The sequence below is a fragment of the Nonomuraea sp. NPDC049695 genome (assembly GCF_040674955.1).
Classification (GTDB): Bacteria; Actinomycetota; Actinomycetes; order Streptosporangiales; family Streptosporangiaceae; genus Nonomuraea; species Nonomuraea helvata.
In genome coordinates this window covers 174,272-188,449 of sequence record NZ_JBFANV010000009.1, presented here as the reverse complement: position 1 = coordinate 188,449, position 14,178 = coordinate 174,272, and the positions used below count along the sequence as shown (strand labels likewise).

15 protein-coding genes are annotated in these 14,178 nt (G+C 69.4%); 8 read left to right on the top strand and 7 right to left on the bottom strand.

Features of this window, described 5'->3' with window-relative positions; all coding sequences use genetic code 11:
• Both AB0J64_RS11590 and AB0J64_RS11585 read left to right on the top strand, forming a co-directional pair.
• The coding region (locus tag AB0J64_RS11590; RefSeq protein ID WP_364024324.1) for a sensor histidine kinase at positions 1–663 on the top strand (663 nt) is incomplete at its 5' end.
• Positions 660–1,274, top strand: coding sequence for a response regulator transcription factor (locus AB0J64_RS11585; RefSeq protein ID WP_344998735.1), 615 nt, complete (start codon positions 660–662; stop codon positions 1,272–1,274). The genes AB0J64_RS11590 and AB0J64_RS11585, both read left to right, overlap by 4 nt.
• Positions 1,275–1,292: 18 nt before the next feature.
• Here the strand turns inward: AB0J64_RS11585 and AB0J64_RS11580 are convergent, their stop codons facing one another.
• Complete coding sequence (locus tag AB0J64_RS11580) at positions 1,293–2,009, bottom strand: hypothetical protein (RefSeq protein WP_364024320.1); 717 nt, start codon at positions 2,007–2,009, stop codon at positions 1,293–1,295.
• 68 nt (positions 2,010–2,077) lie between these two features.
• On the opposite strand from AB0J64_RS11580, the gene AB0J64_RS11575 reads away from it, so the two are divergent.
• The 4 genes from AB0J64_RS11575 (at position 2,078) to AB0J64_RS11560 (ending at position 4,890) form a co-directional block, all read left to right on the top strand.
• Positions 2,078–2,866 (top strand): ABC transporter ATP-binding protein, encoded by a 789-nt coding sequence (locus AB0J64_RS11575; protein ID WP_364024317.1) that lies wholly within the window; start codon positions 2,078–2,080, stop codon positions 2,864–2,866.
• An 86-nt stretch (positions 2,867–2,952) separates the two neighbouring features.
• Positions 2,953–3,873 carry an SPFH domain-containing protein gene (locus tag AB0J64_RS11570; RefSeq protein ID WP_364024314.1) on the top strand — a complete coding sequence of 307 codons (921 nt, stop codon included), beginning with the start codon at positions 2,953–2,955 and terminating at the stop codon, positions 3,871–3,873.
• 9 nt (positions 3,874–3,882) lie between these two features.
• Positions 3,883–4,638 carry a sulfite exporter TauE/SafE family protein gene (locus AB0J64_RS11565; protein ID WP_364024311.1) on the top strand — a complete coding sequence of 252 codons (756 nt, stop codon included), beginning with the start codon at positions 3,883–3,885 and terminating at the stop codon, positions 4,636–4,638.
• Positions 4,639–4,668: 30 nt separating this feature from the next.
• Positions 4,669–4,890 (top strand): hypothetical protein, encoded by a 222-nt coding sequence (locus AB0J64_RS11560; protein ID WP_344998721.1) that lies wholly within the window; start codon positions 4,669–4,671, stop codon positions 4,888–4,890.
• On the opposite strand, the gene AB0J64_RS11555 is transcribed toward AB0J64_RS11560, so the two are convergent.
• The 5 genes from AB0J64_RS11555 to AB0J64_RS11535 all read right to left on the bottom strand — a co-directional run bounded on the left by AB0J64_RS11555 (position 4,883) and on the right by AB0J64_RS11535 (position 10,243).
• Positions 4,883–5,707 carry an NAD(P)H-binding protein gene (locus AB0J64_RS11555; protein ID WP_364024308.1) on the bottom strand — a complete coding sequence of 275 codons (825 nt, stop codon included), beginning with the start codon at positions 5,705–5,707 and terminating at the stop codon, positions 4,883–4,885. The genes AB0J64_RS11560 and AB0J64_RS11555 overlap by 8 nt on opposite strands.
• Positions 5,708–5,735: 28 nt before the next feature.
• The gene (locus AB0J64_RS11550; RefSeq protein WP_364024305.1) at positions 5,736–6,635 is read right to left on the bottom strand and encodes a Rieske 2Fe-2S domain-containing protein; all 900 of its coding nucleotides are present in this window, start codon (positions 6,633–6,635) and stop codon (positions 5,736–5,738) included.
• A gap of 42 nt (positions 6,636–6,677) precedes the next feature.
• Positions 6,678–7,289 (bottom strand): HD domain-containing protein, encoded by a 612-nt coding sequence (locus tag AB0J64_RS11545; RefSeq protein WP_344998715.1) that lies wholly within the window; start codon positions 7,287–7,289, stop codon positions 6,678–6,680.
• Between the two features lies 1 nt (position 7,290).
• On the bottom strand, positions 7,291–9,471 hold the full coding sequence (locus tag AB0J64_RS11540) for a molybdopterin-dependent oxidoreductase (RefSeq protein WP_364024302.1): 2,181 nt from the start codon (positions 9,469–9,471) through the stop codon (positions 7,291–7,293).
• Positions 9,472–9,595: 124 nt separating this feature from the next.
• Entirely contained in the window at positions 9,596–10,243 is a 648-nt protein-coding gene (locus AB0J64_RS11535) for a hypothetical protein (RefSeq protein WP_364024300.1), read from the bottom strand.
• 868 nt (positions 10,244–11,111) lie between these two features.
• On the opposite strand from AB0J64_RS11535, the gene AB0J64_RS11530 reads away from it, so the two are divergent.
• A complete protein-coding gene (locus tag AB0J64_RS11530) occupies positions 11,112–11,975 on the top strand; it encodes a helix-turn-helix transcriptional regulator (RefSeq protein ID WP_364024297.1) in 864 nt (287 codons plus the stop codon).
• A 51-nt stretch (positions 11,976–12,026) separates the two neighbouring features.
• Entirely contained in the window at positions 12,027–12,251 is a 225-nt protein-coding gene (locus tag AB0J64_RS11525) for a DUF397 domain-containing protein (protein ID WP_364024294.1), read from the top strand.
• Between the two features lie 458 nt (positions 12,252–12,709).
• Here the strand turns inward: AB0J64_RS11525 and AB0J64_RS11520 are convergent, their stop codons facing one another.
• Positions 12,710–14,125, bottom strand: a complete 1,416-nt coding sequence (locus AB0J64_RS11520; protein WP_364024291.1) for an MFS transporter — start codon at positions 14,123–14,125, stop codon at positions 12,710–12,712.
• Positions 14,126–14,178 lie beyond the last annotated feature (53 nt).

Here is a 14,178-nt window from a genome sequence, read left to right as displayed (position 1 = left end):
AAGACCGACGCGGGCGGCGTGCTGGTCGGCCTCAAGATCGCGGTGTACGAGCGCGGTCGCGAGCTGGCCATGCTGGAGGAGCGCAACCGGATGGCCCGCGAGCTGCACGACGCGGTGACGCAGAAGCTGTTCTCGCTCAGGCTCACCGCGCAGGCCGCCTCCGCGATGCTCGACCGGGCCCCCGAGAGGGCGGCTCAGGAGCTCGAACGCGTCCAGCGCCTGGCCGGCGAGGCCCTGTCCGAGCTGCGAGCCGTGATCGTCGAGCTGCGGCCGGCCGAGCTCGACCGGCACGGCCTGGCGGAGACGCTCCGCAAGCACGTGCGCATGCTCGATCGGCTCCATCCGTCTCTGGTCACGTTCGAGTGCGAGGAGCTGCCGGAGGTCGCCTCCGCGGTCGAGGTGGCGGTGCTGAGGGTGGCCCAGGAGGCGCTGCACAACGCGCTGAGGCACTCCGAGGCCGCGAGCGTGTCCGTGCGCCTGGCGTACGAGGACGGCAAGCTGGCGTTGACCGTACGCGACAACGGCACGGGCTTCGAACAGGTGGAGTCGCGCGGCCTGGGCCTGGTGTCGATGCGTGACAGGGCGGAGTCCGTGGGCGGGGTCATGACCGTCGAGTCGGCCCGCGGCAGTGGGACCACGGTACGCATGGAGGTGGGCGTTTGATCCGGGTGCTGATCGCCGATGATCATCCGGTGGTGCGGCAGGGGCTGCGTACGTTCCTCGACCTCCAGGACGACCTCACGGTCGTCGGGGAGGCGGGCGACGGGGCGCAGGCCGTCGAACTGGTCGCGGAGCTGGCGCCCGACGTGCTGCTGCTGGATCTGAAGATGCCGGTGCTCGACGGGCTCGGCGCGCTCGAGCGGCTGGCCGGGTCGGCGACCAGGGTGATCGTGCTGACGTCGGTGAGCGACCGGTCCGACGTGGGGCCGGCGATGCGGGCGGGGGCGTCGGGGTTCCTCTACAAGGACGTCGATCCGCCCGCGCTGGTCCAGGCCGTGCGCGCCGTACATGGGGGGCAGGTGCTGCTGGCCCCCGAGGCGGCCGAGGCGATGCTGTCGCCGCAGAACGACCCGCCGGGGCCCGTGCCGCTGACCGAGCGCGAGCGTGAGGTGCTCGCGCTCATCGCGGCCGGCCGGTCCAACAGGGAGATCGCCAGGAGCCTCGCGGTCGCCGAGAAGACGGTCAAGACCCACGTCTCCAACGTGCTGATGAAGCTGGGCGTACAGGACCGCACCCAGGCCGCGCTCTATGCGGTACGGCACGGCCTGGGGTAGTGGGGACGCTGTGGAAGCTCAGTTCCTGAGCGGTTCGAAGATCGCGTGATGGGCGGCCACGAGCGCACGGCGTACCGCACGGTCGAGCTCGCGCAGGGCCACGGTGCGGGCGGCGATCTGCCCCGACGTGAGACCGCGTTCGTCCGCGAGCCGCAGCGCCGTGGTCAGCCGGGCGGCGAGGGTGGCGACGCGGTGCGCCCGCGCGGGATAGCCGGGCGCCAGCTCCCCGCCCTGGCGCTCCACAGTCGAGGGCCGGGCCTGCATGGGGCCTTCGACGGAGGACAGCGCGTCGGTGGCCGAGCGCATGGCCTCCGACAGCTCCCGCTCCGCCTCCGAGAGCGTCGGCAGATCATGGCGTACGGGCCCGGAGTCATACACCTCCAGGCGTACCCCGACATAGGAGGACCCGCGAAGATCGGGCGTGGGCACGAGGCCGAGGTTGCGGTCGTCGAGCACCACGATGGCGGCCTGGCCGGCGTCCACCGCGGCCGCGTTGAGCGGCGCCGGCCCCGACAGCCCCAGCGGATCGCCGGGCGCGGGCAGGGCGAGCCGGAGCTCCCGGAGGCCGTCGGCCCGCAGGTTTGCGAGGTATTTACGCAGCGGGACGTCACCCGCGACGGCGGGACCGCCGGCGGCTTCCACGTGGTCAGCCGCCTCGTCGAGGCCGACGTGACCGGCGAGCCACGCGTTGCCCCAGGCGACCAGGGAGGGACAGACAGTCGATTCAGGGCGCACCGATCCACGATAAGCGCTCGCCCTGCAATAGGTTTGTCCCGAGCGTGACTCCTAAGGAGGTATCGGGGATGGGTGGTCAGGTGCTGCGGCTACAGGACGTCGCCGTCAGGCGCGACGGAGCCGCCCTGCTGCGCGGCATCGACTGGACGGTCAACGCGGACGAACGATGGGTCGTCGTCGGGCCCAACGGCGCGGGTAAGACCACGTTGCTGCAGGTCGCGAGCACGTTGCTCTATCCGAGCGAGGGCGTGGTCGAGGTTCTCGGGGAGCGGCTGGGGCAGGCGGACGTGTTCGACCTGCGGCCGCGCATCGGGCTGGCGAGCGCCGCGCTGGCCGAGCGCATCCCGCCCGAGGAGAAGGTCATCGACCTGGTGCTGACGGCCTCGTACGGCATCATGGGCCGCTGGACGGAGGAGTACGACTCCAACGACGTGACCAGGGCCGTCGAGCTGATCGACATGATGGGCGCGGCCCACCTGATCAGGCGGCGGTTCGGGACGCTGTCGGAGGGGGAGCGCAAGCGGGTGCAGATCGCCCGCGCCCTCATGCCGGACCCCGAGATGCTCCTGCTCGACGAGCCCGCGGCCGGGCTCGACCTGGGCGGCCGCGAAGACCTGGTGCGCCGGCTGTCGGTGCTGGCGGGCGACTTCCGCTCGCCGACGCTCGTACTGGTGACGCACCACGTCGAGGAGGTGCCGAGCGGGTTCACGCACGGGCTGCTGCTGCGGCACGGCTCGGTGGTGGCCCAGGGGCCGCTCGAGCACGTGATGACGCCCGAGAACCTGTCGCAGACGTTCGGGGTGCCACTCTCGCTGGAGCGCAGCGCCGAGGGGCGTTGGTACGCCCGCGCCTACTAGATCACCATTTATGCATATAAAAGCCGCCCCGGGCTGAAAGGAAATAGGATCCACGGAGTCGGTCCCCTCGGCTTCGGAGCGTCGCCATGTCCGTCGAGCAGCTCATCGTCGCCCTGGTCGTGGTCGCGGCGGTGGGCTTCGGAGTGGCCCGCACGGTCCGCATCATCCCGCAGGCCACGGCCGCCATCATCGAGCGCCTAGGCCGCTATCACAGGACGCTGACCCCGGGGCTCAACCTCGTGGTGCCGTTCATCGACCGCATCAAGGACATGATCGACCTGCGGGAGCAGGTGGTGTCCTTCCCGCCGCAGCCGGTCATCACCTCCGACAACCTCGTCGTGTCCATCGACACCGTCATCTACTTCCAGGTGACCAATCCGAAGGCGGCCACGTACGAGATCGCGAACTTCCTGACCGGCGTCGAGCAGCTCACGGTCACGACGCTGCGCAACGTGGTCGGCGGCATGGACCTGGAACGCACGCTGACCTCGCGCGAGGACATCAACACCGCGCTGCGCGGCGTGCTCGACGAGGCGACCGGCAAGTGGGGCATCCGCGTCAACCGGGTCGAGCTCAAGGCCATCGACCCGCCCGCCTCCATTCAGGACTCGATGGAGAAGCAGATGCGCGCCGACCGCGACAAGCGCGCCGCCGTGCTGACCGCCGAGGGGCAGCGCCAGGCGGCGATCCTTCAGGCGGAGGGCGAGAAGCAGGCGTCGGTGCTGCGGGCCCGCGGCGAGGCGGAGGCGGCCGTGCTCCGTGCGCAGGCGGAGGCCGAGGCCCAGGCCATGCGCGCCAAGGGGCAGGCGGACGCGATCGGCATGGTGTTCAGGGCCATCCACGAGGGCAAGCCGGACCAGCACCTCCTCGCCTACCAGTACCTGCAGACCCTGCCCGAGATCGCCAAGGGCGACGCCAATAAGATCTGGATCGTCCCCTCGGAGATGGGCAAGGTTCTGGAGAACCTCGGCGGCCTCTTCACACCCCCCAAGAGCCCGGACGTGTAAGGAGGGTTCGTGACGGGGTGGGAGCTGGTCGCGGTCTGCGCGGCCGGTGCGCTGGCGGGTGCGATCAACGCCGTCGTGGGGTCCGGCTCGCTGATCACGTTCCCCACGCTGATCGCCGTGGGCGTCGATCCCGTCACCGCCAACGTCTCCAACACCATCGGCCTCGTGCCCGGCTCGTTCACGGCCGCGCACGGCTACCGTCCCGAGCTCCAGGGGCAGCGCGAGCGCCTGCTGCGGCTGGGCCTGGCCTCGGCTCTGGGGGCGCTGATCGGCGGGATCCTGCTGCTGTTCCTGGACCCCGGCGTGTTCCATGTGGTCGTCGTCGCGCTGATCGCGCTGGCCTGCATGCTGGTACTGGTGCAGCCCACGCTCAACCGGTGGCTGGCCGAGCGGCGCGGGCACGCGCACCCGTACGGGGGCGCGGCGCTGTGGCTCTGGGTGCTGGCCGCGGGCGTCTACGGCGGGTACTTCGGCGCGGCCCAGGGCGTGCTGCTGATCGGGCTGCTCGGCAGCTTCCTCGACGAGGACCTGCAGCGGGTGAACGCCGCCAAGAACGTGCTCGCGCTCATCGTGAACGCCGTGGCCGCGGTGCTGTTCGTGGCGGTCGCGCACGTGGACTGGCCGGCCGTGGCCGGGGTCGCGCTGGGGGCGGTGGCGGGCGGGTTCCTGGGCGCCAGGCTGGGCCGGCGCATCCCGGCGCCCGTCCTGCGAGGGGTCATCGTGTGTGTGGGGATCGCGGCCATTATCGTACTGGTGTACGGATAATTCTCAACTCATATGGGTATGAATACGTACATGAAGGGTGATCGGGTGGAGATCGTCATCGATGCCGGTGGAACGCCGCGTACTTACGAGATCAGGGCCACCCGCGCCGGCCGGAGGGTCGAGGTGACCACCCGGCGGGGGCTCGTCGAGGTGAGCGAGGTCACCCGCGGCGGCACGGCGGTGCGCACGGCCCGGTTCATGTCCAACCGCATCCTCGCCCTCGTGGAGCACCCGGCCGGCGAGGTCAACTGAAGTCCGAGGCGTGGTCGCGGGCCCACTCGCCGAGCGTCAGCGCCGGCCTGCCGAGCAGCCGCTCCACGGTGTCGGTGACCGGCTCCGGGGCCGTCACGAAGCTCGCCCACGCCTTCAGCGCGCGGTCGACGAAGCCCGCGTCGCCCCAGGCCGCCACGAGCTGCTCGCGGGCCACGTCCGCCGGCAGCTCCTCCCAGCGCACCTCGCGTCCGACCGCCGCGCCGATCACGCGTACCTGCTCGGCCTGGGTCAGCTGCTCCGGGCCGGTGAGCACGTACGTGGCGCCGTTGTGGCCCGCCGAGGTGAGCACGTGCACGGCCACCGCCGCGATGTCCCTCTCGTGGATCAAGGACCTCGCGGCCTGCCCGTACGGCCAGCGCACCACGCCCTGCCGGATCTGGTCCGCCCAGCCCAACGTGTTGGCCGCGAAGCCGCCGGGCCGCAGGAACGTCCAGCCCAGCCCCGAGTGCCGGATCAGCCGCTCGATCTCGTGGTAGTGCGCCGGCGGCTCGTCCGGCACGTTCGCCGACAGGTACACCACGCGCCGCGCGTGCTCCGCGACGGCCGTGACCACCTCCGCCACATGGTCGGCCGTGAACGCGGGCCAGAGCAGGAACACGCTCTCCACGTCTTTCAGCGCGGGCTCAAGCGTCGCGGGCTCGGTCAGGTCGCCGCGTACCACCTCGACCCGTCCCGGCAACCGCGCGCGCTCAGGGTCCCTGACGAGCGCCCGCACCTCCAGTCCGGCCTCCGCGAGCTGGGACGTCACATGCCTGCCGACATTGCCGGTCGCGCCGGTCACAAGAATCGTGCTCATGGGCCGACGGTAAGACCTCAAGCGGACTTCAGGTCAAGCCCGGCCGTACCTGGATCGTGCCGTCACGCCGGATCCGCGTCTCGAACATGGGCGCGGGCGCGGTCGCGGGCCCGTGCCGCACAGAGCCGTCGTCCAGCCTGAACGTGCTGCCGTGCCACGGGCAGACCACGCAGGCCTCGCCGTTCTCGATGACCAGCCTGCCCTGGTGCAGCGGGCCGGCCAGGTGCGGGCACCGGTCGGCGAGCACGGTCACGGCCTCGCCCTGGCGCAGCACGAAGAGCTGGATGTAGCCGAGGCGCCGCGCCACGGGGCGCCCGTCCGGCAGGTCCCTGAGCAGGCACAGGTCGTGCCAGCCCAGCGGCACGAGGTGGGCGATCTGCGGGGCGTGGTTGGCCCCGGCCGCCTGCCGGTAGGCCATGTGGCCGCCGAGATAGCCGCCGAGCGTGGCCATCCCGAGCCCGGCCATCGTCAGAGCGCGGCCCGCCTGCTCACGACCGCGCACCCGGGCCAGCAGGGAGGCGGAGAACAGGCCGAGCGCGGCCATGTTGGACATCATGTGGACGAAGCCCACCCGCTGCTGCTCACGGTGGAGAGAGGACCAGTCGGTCAGCCCGGCCGCGGCCGTCGGCAGCGCGTTGGCGATGCCGGTGGCCAGCAGCACGCGGGTGGCCTTCGGCTCGCCCCCGGCCAGGTCGAGCACGGCCGCGGAGAGCCAGCAGCCCAGGCTGACCGTGGCCAGCGGCGGGTGCAGCGGCTTGCCCGTGGGGACGCCGTGCAGCACGTCGCGTAGCAGGCCCGGGCGGATGCGCTGGCGTACCGCCTTGGCCAGCACCCTGACCGGCGTGTCGAAGACCTTGGATTTCTCGAGCCGATCGGCGAGAGCGACCGGCCCGGCGAGAGCCCGCAACTGCCGACGTTTAGCTCGCACTTCCTCTTTCACGACAAGTCCCCTACCCCACCCATGTGGGGATCACTCGGACAGGTGGCCCCTGGCCACGGAGAGTTCGACCAGCTCCAGAGCATACGCGCCGAGCGACGGTGAGCCCTCCTCGATGATCCGCACCTTCTCCCTGACCTGGGCGGCCTTGACCTTGAACAGCGGCCACGTGCCGCCCTCGGTGTGGTGGTTGGCCAGGATCGGGGCGAAACGGTCGAGCGCCTTGGCGAATCTGGCCTCCGGCGTCTTCCTGGCCTCGAACTCGTCCCAGAGCTCACGCATCCAGCTGCCCTGGTCGGGAGGGAGCAGGCCGAAGATGCGGTCGGCGGCGACGCGCTCGGCGTCCGGCTGCGCGGCCACCTCCACCGGGTCATAGATGAACGTGTCACCGGCGTCGATCTCGACCAGGTCGTGCACCAGCAGCATGGCGACAACCCGCTGGAGGTCGGTCCCCGGCGGGGCATGCTCGCCGAGGACCATCGCCAGCGTGCCCACGTACCAGGAGTGCTCTGCGGTGTTCTCCCGCCGCGAGCCGTCTATCAGGTGGTTGCGGCGGATGATCCGCTTCAGCTTGTCGATCTCGATGGCGAAGGCGATCTGGGTGTTCAGGCGGTCCTCTTCTGGCGCGATAGTCACGCGCGACACCTTAATGTGCGATGATCACCCCAGTTGGTGAAATCGTGACCGGAACTCCGTTGAACACCGCGTTACCACTCAGAACGTCGATGGCGGATTCGTCCGTGAGCGTGTTGACGCTGACCCCGGCGTGCTCGGCGGCCACGCTCTGTGCACTGCCCTGATGCCCCCATCCGTGCGGCAGGCTGACCACGCCCGGCATGATCGTGTCGGTGGGTTCGAGCGGCACCGTGACCTCTCCGGTCGCGGAGCGGACCACCGCCTCGCCGTCCAGCCCGAGCCTGGCCACGTCGGCCGGGTTGATCTGCAGCGTGCAGGTGTTGCTGCCGCCGACCAGCGGGCCGACGTTGTGCAGCCAGCTGTTGTTGGAGCGCAGGTGGCGCCGCCCGATCAGGACGATCTCCGGCGGCTCCTCGTCCAGCCGGCCGCGCAGCCGCTCGACGTCCTCGACGATCTGCGGCGGCGCCAGCTCGACCAGCCCCGAGTGGGTCTTCAGCACCTCGTCCAGCCTCGGCTCCAGCGGACCCAGGTCCAGGCCGTGCGGGTTGTCGAGCAGCTTGCGCAGCGACAGGTCGCCCTTGCCGGCCCACTCGCCGTAAGGGCCGAGCCTGAGCATCAGGTCGAGCCGGCGCTCGCTGCCCGTCTCGCCGTCCAGCTCGGCGCGCAGCTCCGCCACGTCCCGCCCCTCGACGCCCGAACCGGGCGTCTCGGTGGCCTTGCGCAGCGTCTCGCCGATGACGAACTCGTCCAGGTCCCCTTCCAGCCCAGAAGCGATCATGGCCAGCCTGGCCAGGATCTCGGCCTCCGACGGCTGCCCGTCCAGCGGCAGCAGGGGCGGCGAGTACCGCGCGTAGTTCCGTACCGCGAACCCGAGCAGCGCGAAGTCGTAGTGGCCCGACTGCAGCATGCGCGGGGGCGGCAGGATGACGTTCGCGTGCCTGGTGGTCTCGTTGAGGTACGGGTCCACGCTCACCATGAAGTCGAGCCTGGCGAAGGCCGCGTCCAGCCTGTCCCCGTGTGGCGCCGACAGCACGGGGTTGCCCGCCACCGTGACCAGGAACGTGACCTGGCCCTCGCCGGGGGTCTCGATCTCGTCGGCCAGCGTGGCCACGGGCAGCTCGCCGTTGGTCTCGGGCAGCCCTCTGACGCGGCTCTTCCACCTTCCGACCGTGTACGGCCTGCGCCGGCCCCCGAACTCCGTGGCGGGCTTGGGGAACATGGCGCCGCCCGGCCGGTCGAGGTTGCCGGTGAGCACGTTCAGCACGTCCACGAGCCACTGGGCCAGCGTGCCGAACTCGGCCGTGCAGGTGCCGATCCTGGCGTAGACGGCGGCCGTACGCGCTCCCGCAAGCTCCCTGGCCAGCCGCACGATCACTTCGGCGGGAACCCCGGTGCGCCGGGAGACTGTCTCGGGCGGGAAGTGCTTGGCCGCCTCGCGGACCTCGTCCAGCCCGTTAGTTGGGTGGGAGGGCGTGCCGAGATCTTCGGCGAACAGCACGTGGACGATGCCGAACAGCAGGTATGCGTCCGTACCCGGGCGCACGAAGACATGCTCGTCGGCCAGCGCGGCCGTCCGGGTGCGGCGCGGGTCCACCACCACGAGCCGCCCGCCGCGCCGGCGCAGGGCCTTCAGCCGTCCGGGGAAGTCGGGCGCGGTGCACACCGAACCGTTGGACTCCACCGGGTTGGCCCCCAGCATCAGCAGGTAGTCGGTCCTGTCCAGGTCGGGGACCGCGATGGCCAGCGGATGCCCGAACATGAGCCCGCTCGCCACATGCTTGGGCATCTGGTCGGCGGTGCTGGCGGTGTAGACGTTGCGGGTGCCGAGCGACTTGATCAGCGGCGCGCTGTAGAGGGCCCCCGCCATGGTGTGCGCGTTCGGGTTGCCGAGGTAGACCGCGACCGAACGGCGGTCGGAGACCCGGTCGAGGCCCGCTTTCACAGCGGCGAACGCCTCCTCCCAGCCGACCTCGCGCCAGAGGTCGCCCTCCCTGATCAGCGGCCTGCGCAGCCGGTCGGGGTCCTCGTCGAGCCGGCCGAGGCTGGCACCCTTCGGGCAGATGAACCCCTTGCTGAACGGATCGTCCTTGTCACCGCGGACACCGGTCACGTGCCCGCCCTCGTCGAGAGTGAGCGTCAGGCCGCAGACGGCCTCGCAGAGGGGACAGGTCCGGTGGACGGTCGACGTCATCACGACTCCTGAGTTCGCCCGATGAACTCATCTTGGCCCGTCCCCGGCGCATGGGGAAGCCCCGGAGCCCCCGCGGTCTCCGGGGCTTCCCGCCCAGGGGAATGTCCCGGATTCCCCTAGCTCTCTAGCCCGCCTGCGCCAGCGCCACCTGTCTCCGCAGATCAGGCGGCTCCTCGAGATCGGGTCTGACCGAGACCCAGGCTCGTCTGCCGTACAGCCGGTCCAGGCCGGGAGAGGCCGCTCCGGGGACCTCGTCGCGCCTGACGATCTCCACGATCACGAACTGGGCCCGCCGGCGGTGCCGGTAGACGTTCGCGCTCCTGGCCCAGCAGGCCGCCGCGATCTCCTCGCTGTACGCCTCGAACTCCTCGGCGCAGATGCCGGCCCTGGTCATGATCAGCGCCTTCTCGCCCGTGGTCGTCGGCGTGATCCAGAGCACCAGCGGGATCCGCCCCGCCCTGGTGTGCATCGTCGTCTCCAGGCACACCCGCTGCAGGCGATGCCTGGAGACCACGCACCAGAAGTGGGCCACCACCCAGTTGCGCCCCGTCCTGGTGGCGACCGGCACGGAGACGGCACTGGTCAGCAGGACGAACGGCCACCACCTGCCCTCCTGTGTGGTGCCGTGCAGGGTCAGCGTGAGCAGCGCCAGCGCGGAGAGCAGCATCAGCTCGGTACGGATGCGCCAGAGCCTGGCCGCCGGCCCGCCGCGCCCGGGGGCGGGAAGGTCCTCGTTGGCCGGGTAGATCTGGTTACGCGGGTTCCTCGGCACGTCAGGACACCTCCTCGGTCACGCGGTGTGGCACGCTGAGCTGATCGAAACGTGGGTCGCGGTAGCGACGCGAACCGAACCCCGTCCTGCTCACGGTCCAGCCGACGTGGTACGCGAATTCATCCGGCTCCATGCAGATTTCGCGATCGGCCCATGCCATGAGTTCTTGGATCCGGGACTTGATTCGAGCGAGTCCCTTGGTACCTTGTGAGTACATGAGAAGACCCCTTTCGCGGCATTTTCAGAGGTGGCTTCTTTGCCGGGCCGACGGCTGACGACCGGTCTCGCCGCAGGGTGGCAGCCCAAATGCGGCGCGCTGGTGATCAGTCGCGGTCCGGCTTTTTTCATGCTCGAATGAGCGGAGTGTCGCTGAGTTCTTCAGGCGATTCCGAGATCCTTCCGGCAAGTGGCCTCCCTGGCACAGAGTTTCGTTTCCGGGACGGCGACGTTGCCGGAGAGGCGGCCCGCACGGGGCCGCGCGATCATCGACGGAAGGCCCGACGCGTACGGCCGTGTCGTCATGCGCGGCCTCCTCACATCCGAGAGCCTTCCTGTAACCGATCGTCCCCCCGAGTGAGCAATGCTGCAATACGTGGAGCAAGGGAAGATTTAAGTTTCTTCACACTTGCCGTGCAACTTGCACGACAAGTGTCGTCTCGAGGCTCCGGCGGGAGAAGTTCCGCCCTTACCCCACCCCTACGTGGAGTTTGTCTTGCCCGTAGGCTCCCCTCGTGAAAGCCTTCTAGCAAGGCTGTGCGACACGCCACGTGCAACTTGCAGTGTAAGATTGAGCGCGAACGGCCCAGAAAGCCGGGCCCTAAACGACCCCTTCCCGCCACACCTTCATTCCCGACAAGGAGAGTGGACGGTGCCATCGCAGCAGGGCAGTCCGACAGTGCGCAGGCTCCGGCTGGGTCAGGAGCTGCGCCTTCTCCGGGAGCGGAGAGCGCTCACCGGTGCCAGAGCGGCCAGGGAGCTCGGTTGGTCGGCGAGCAAGGTCAGCCGCATCGAGGCCGCCAAGACGATGCCGAGCGCCGACGACATCAAGGCCATGGCGGAGCTCTATCACCTCGACGGGCGGAAACTTGACGAACTCTTCGGCCTGTTGCGAGATGCGGAGCAGCGGGGGTGGTGGGAAGATTACGAAGACACTCTGCCCGGGGAGTACACAAGATTCCTGGGGCTGGAGGCAGAGGCCACCCATCAGCGCAACTGGGAACCCCAGGTGGTGCCCGGCCTGCTGCAGACCGAGGACTATGCCAGAGAAGTGATTCTGGCGACTCGCGGCATCGCGCGTATCACGCACAGCGGTGTCAGAAGCCGGGTCGAAGCCCGGCTCGACAGACAGCAGCGCGTGCTCCACAGAGCCGACGCGTGCGTTCTCAACGTGGTGCTCGACGAGTCGGCGCTCACGCGCAGGTTCGGCGAACCTGCGGTGATGCGTGAGCAGATGGAGCATCTCCTGGAGATCTCACTTCTGCCGCACGTCAGCGTCCAAGTCCTCACCCTCGACGCACTTCATCCGGTAAACACCGGTGCGTTTATCCACCTGAAGTTTGCCGCATTTGATGATGTTGTGTACCTGGAACAACTGTACACTGCTAGCTTCGTCGAAGATCTCGAACGAGTGGCTGGGTACGAAATAGCCTTCGACCACATCCGGTCCGAAGCCTTGGATGAGGACGAATCACGAGTTCTTATACAGCGTAAAGCCATGTTGTGGCGACGCTAAGATGAAAGCCCGAAAAGAGGCAATGGGGCCTCTTTGTGTATTGGGGAGAAAATGTACATCCACACTACGACGGCAGCCTGGCGGAAAAGCACCTTCTGCAACGGCGCAGCGACATGCGTTGAGGTTGCCCCCCTGGCCGACGGCAACGTCGCGCTGAGGGACAGCAAGGAGCAGGACGGACCCGTCCTGGTCTTCACCCAGGCCGAGTGGGCCGCCTTCACGGCCGGGGTGCGCGAGGGCGAGTTCGACCTCGCCGCTCTGGTGGCCGGCGCGTGACGAACGGCCCTGTGGGTTGATGGCAGCAACGCTCAGGGCCGTTCGAGTGGAGGCGCGACCTCCGGGACGTTCCAGCTCTCCCCGCAGGATCGAGCACGGAAGACTCGCACATCATGGCACACTCCCCGCCATGTTGATCAAGCGGTGTCGCGCCTCTTTCTCCCCAAGGTGAGCCAGGCGATCGCGGCCTCGCCACAAGGCGTCGGTACTCGCGAATGCCCGTCCAAAAACGGATCCCGGCTTCTGTGCCGAAGAAGTCTTTGCGCGCGTAATCCACCAGGAGCGGCTCCGTCATCTCGCCCACGACGAAAAGCATCTCCCAGTAGGACGGCAGCAAATGATGAGTGCGCTGCGCCTCTTCGCGTGAAATTCGCATCTCTCCGGCCTGCAGGAAAAGGCGCCGATGTCGGGCATCAGGTCCGACGACCCGAAGCCCGACTGCTCCACCTCGGGGAAGCTCAGCTACGTGCCGGTACGCGGCGCCGTACGAGGAAGATGGAGCTCAGCCCCGCCACCACGGCCAGGCCGGCCATGGCGATGGCGGACATCAGGGCGGCGGAGACGGTCCCGTGGCCCTGGCTCAGCGTGATGAACAGCGTTCCCACCGTGGAGACGCCGATGACCTGCCCGAGCTGCATCACGGTGAGGAGCGCGCCGCTCGCGTCCGCCGCGTACTGGCCGTCCACCTGCTCGGTCGCCATGTTGGTCACCGCGACCTGCACGCCGAGGCCGGCGCCGACGAGGGCGCTCATGATGGCGTACGGGACACCGCCGCCGGCGGCGAGCCCGAGGCCCAGGTAGGCGGGGGCGGCCACCACGTAGCCGAAGGGCACCAGCGGGCGCTGCAGGCGTACGGGCAGCTTCGGCCAGCCCAGACCGACGAGGCCGAAGGCCAGCGCGCACGGCACCAGCATCATGCCCGAGGCCAGCGGCGTCAGGTGCAGCTCTCCCTGCAGGTGCAGGGCCGAGGTGAACAGGAACGCGCCCCAGGTCGCCGGGCCGAACAGCAGGACCGCCAGCCCCGGCCGCATGCCGGGCGCGCGCAGCACCTGGGCGTTCACCAGCGGACGGCCGCCGCTCGCGGTCACCCACCGTTCGATGCGGACGAACGCCGCGAACGTCACCACGCTCAGCCCCATCGAGATCCAGCCCCACAGCGGCCACCCGAGTTCGCGGCCCAGCACCATCGGCACCACGAGCAGGAGCACGGCGGCCGACAGGGACACCAGACCCCACGGGTCGAGGCCGGTCTTGCCGCCGCCGCGGTCGGCCGGCAGCACCTTCAGGCCGGCCGCGAGCAGCAGCGCGCCGATCGGTACCAGCACCAGGAACACGATGCGCCAGCCCGCGCCCATGCCCAGCAGGATCCCGCCGAGCGCCTGGCCGATCACGATGCCGCCGCTGACCGTCAAGGACCACAGGCCGATCGCCCGGCCCCTGGCCGCGCCCTGGTAGTTACGCTGGATCAAGGTCAGGACCTGCGGCATCATCAACGCCGCCCCGGAGCCCTGGAGCAGGCGGAAGGCGACCAGCCAGCCGGTGGAGGGCGCCAGGCCCGCCCCCAGCGTGGTGAGGGTGAACAGCGTGAGCCCGCCCAGGAACGCGTTGCGGTAGCCGAACAGGTCGCCGACCCTGGCTCCGGTGATCAGTAAGACGGCATAGACGATGGTGTATCCGGCGACGATCATCTGCAGCCCGGCGCCTGAGGAGTGCAGGTCGGCCTCGATGGTCGGGGTGGCCACGTTGACGATGTTGACGTTCAGGATGGCCAGGAACTGCCCCACGAGGATGATCGCAAGAAGCAGGCCGCTGGCTCGGGTCTCTCCCTGCGGCTTGGTCTCCACGGGAGGGGTGATAGCGGCAGTTTGGGTCATGTCGATCAGTTTGCCGGGTAGCCAGTACCAGTAACGAGAGCCCCTTTATACTG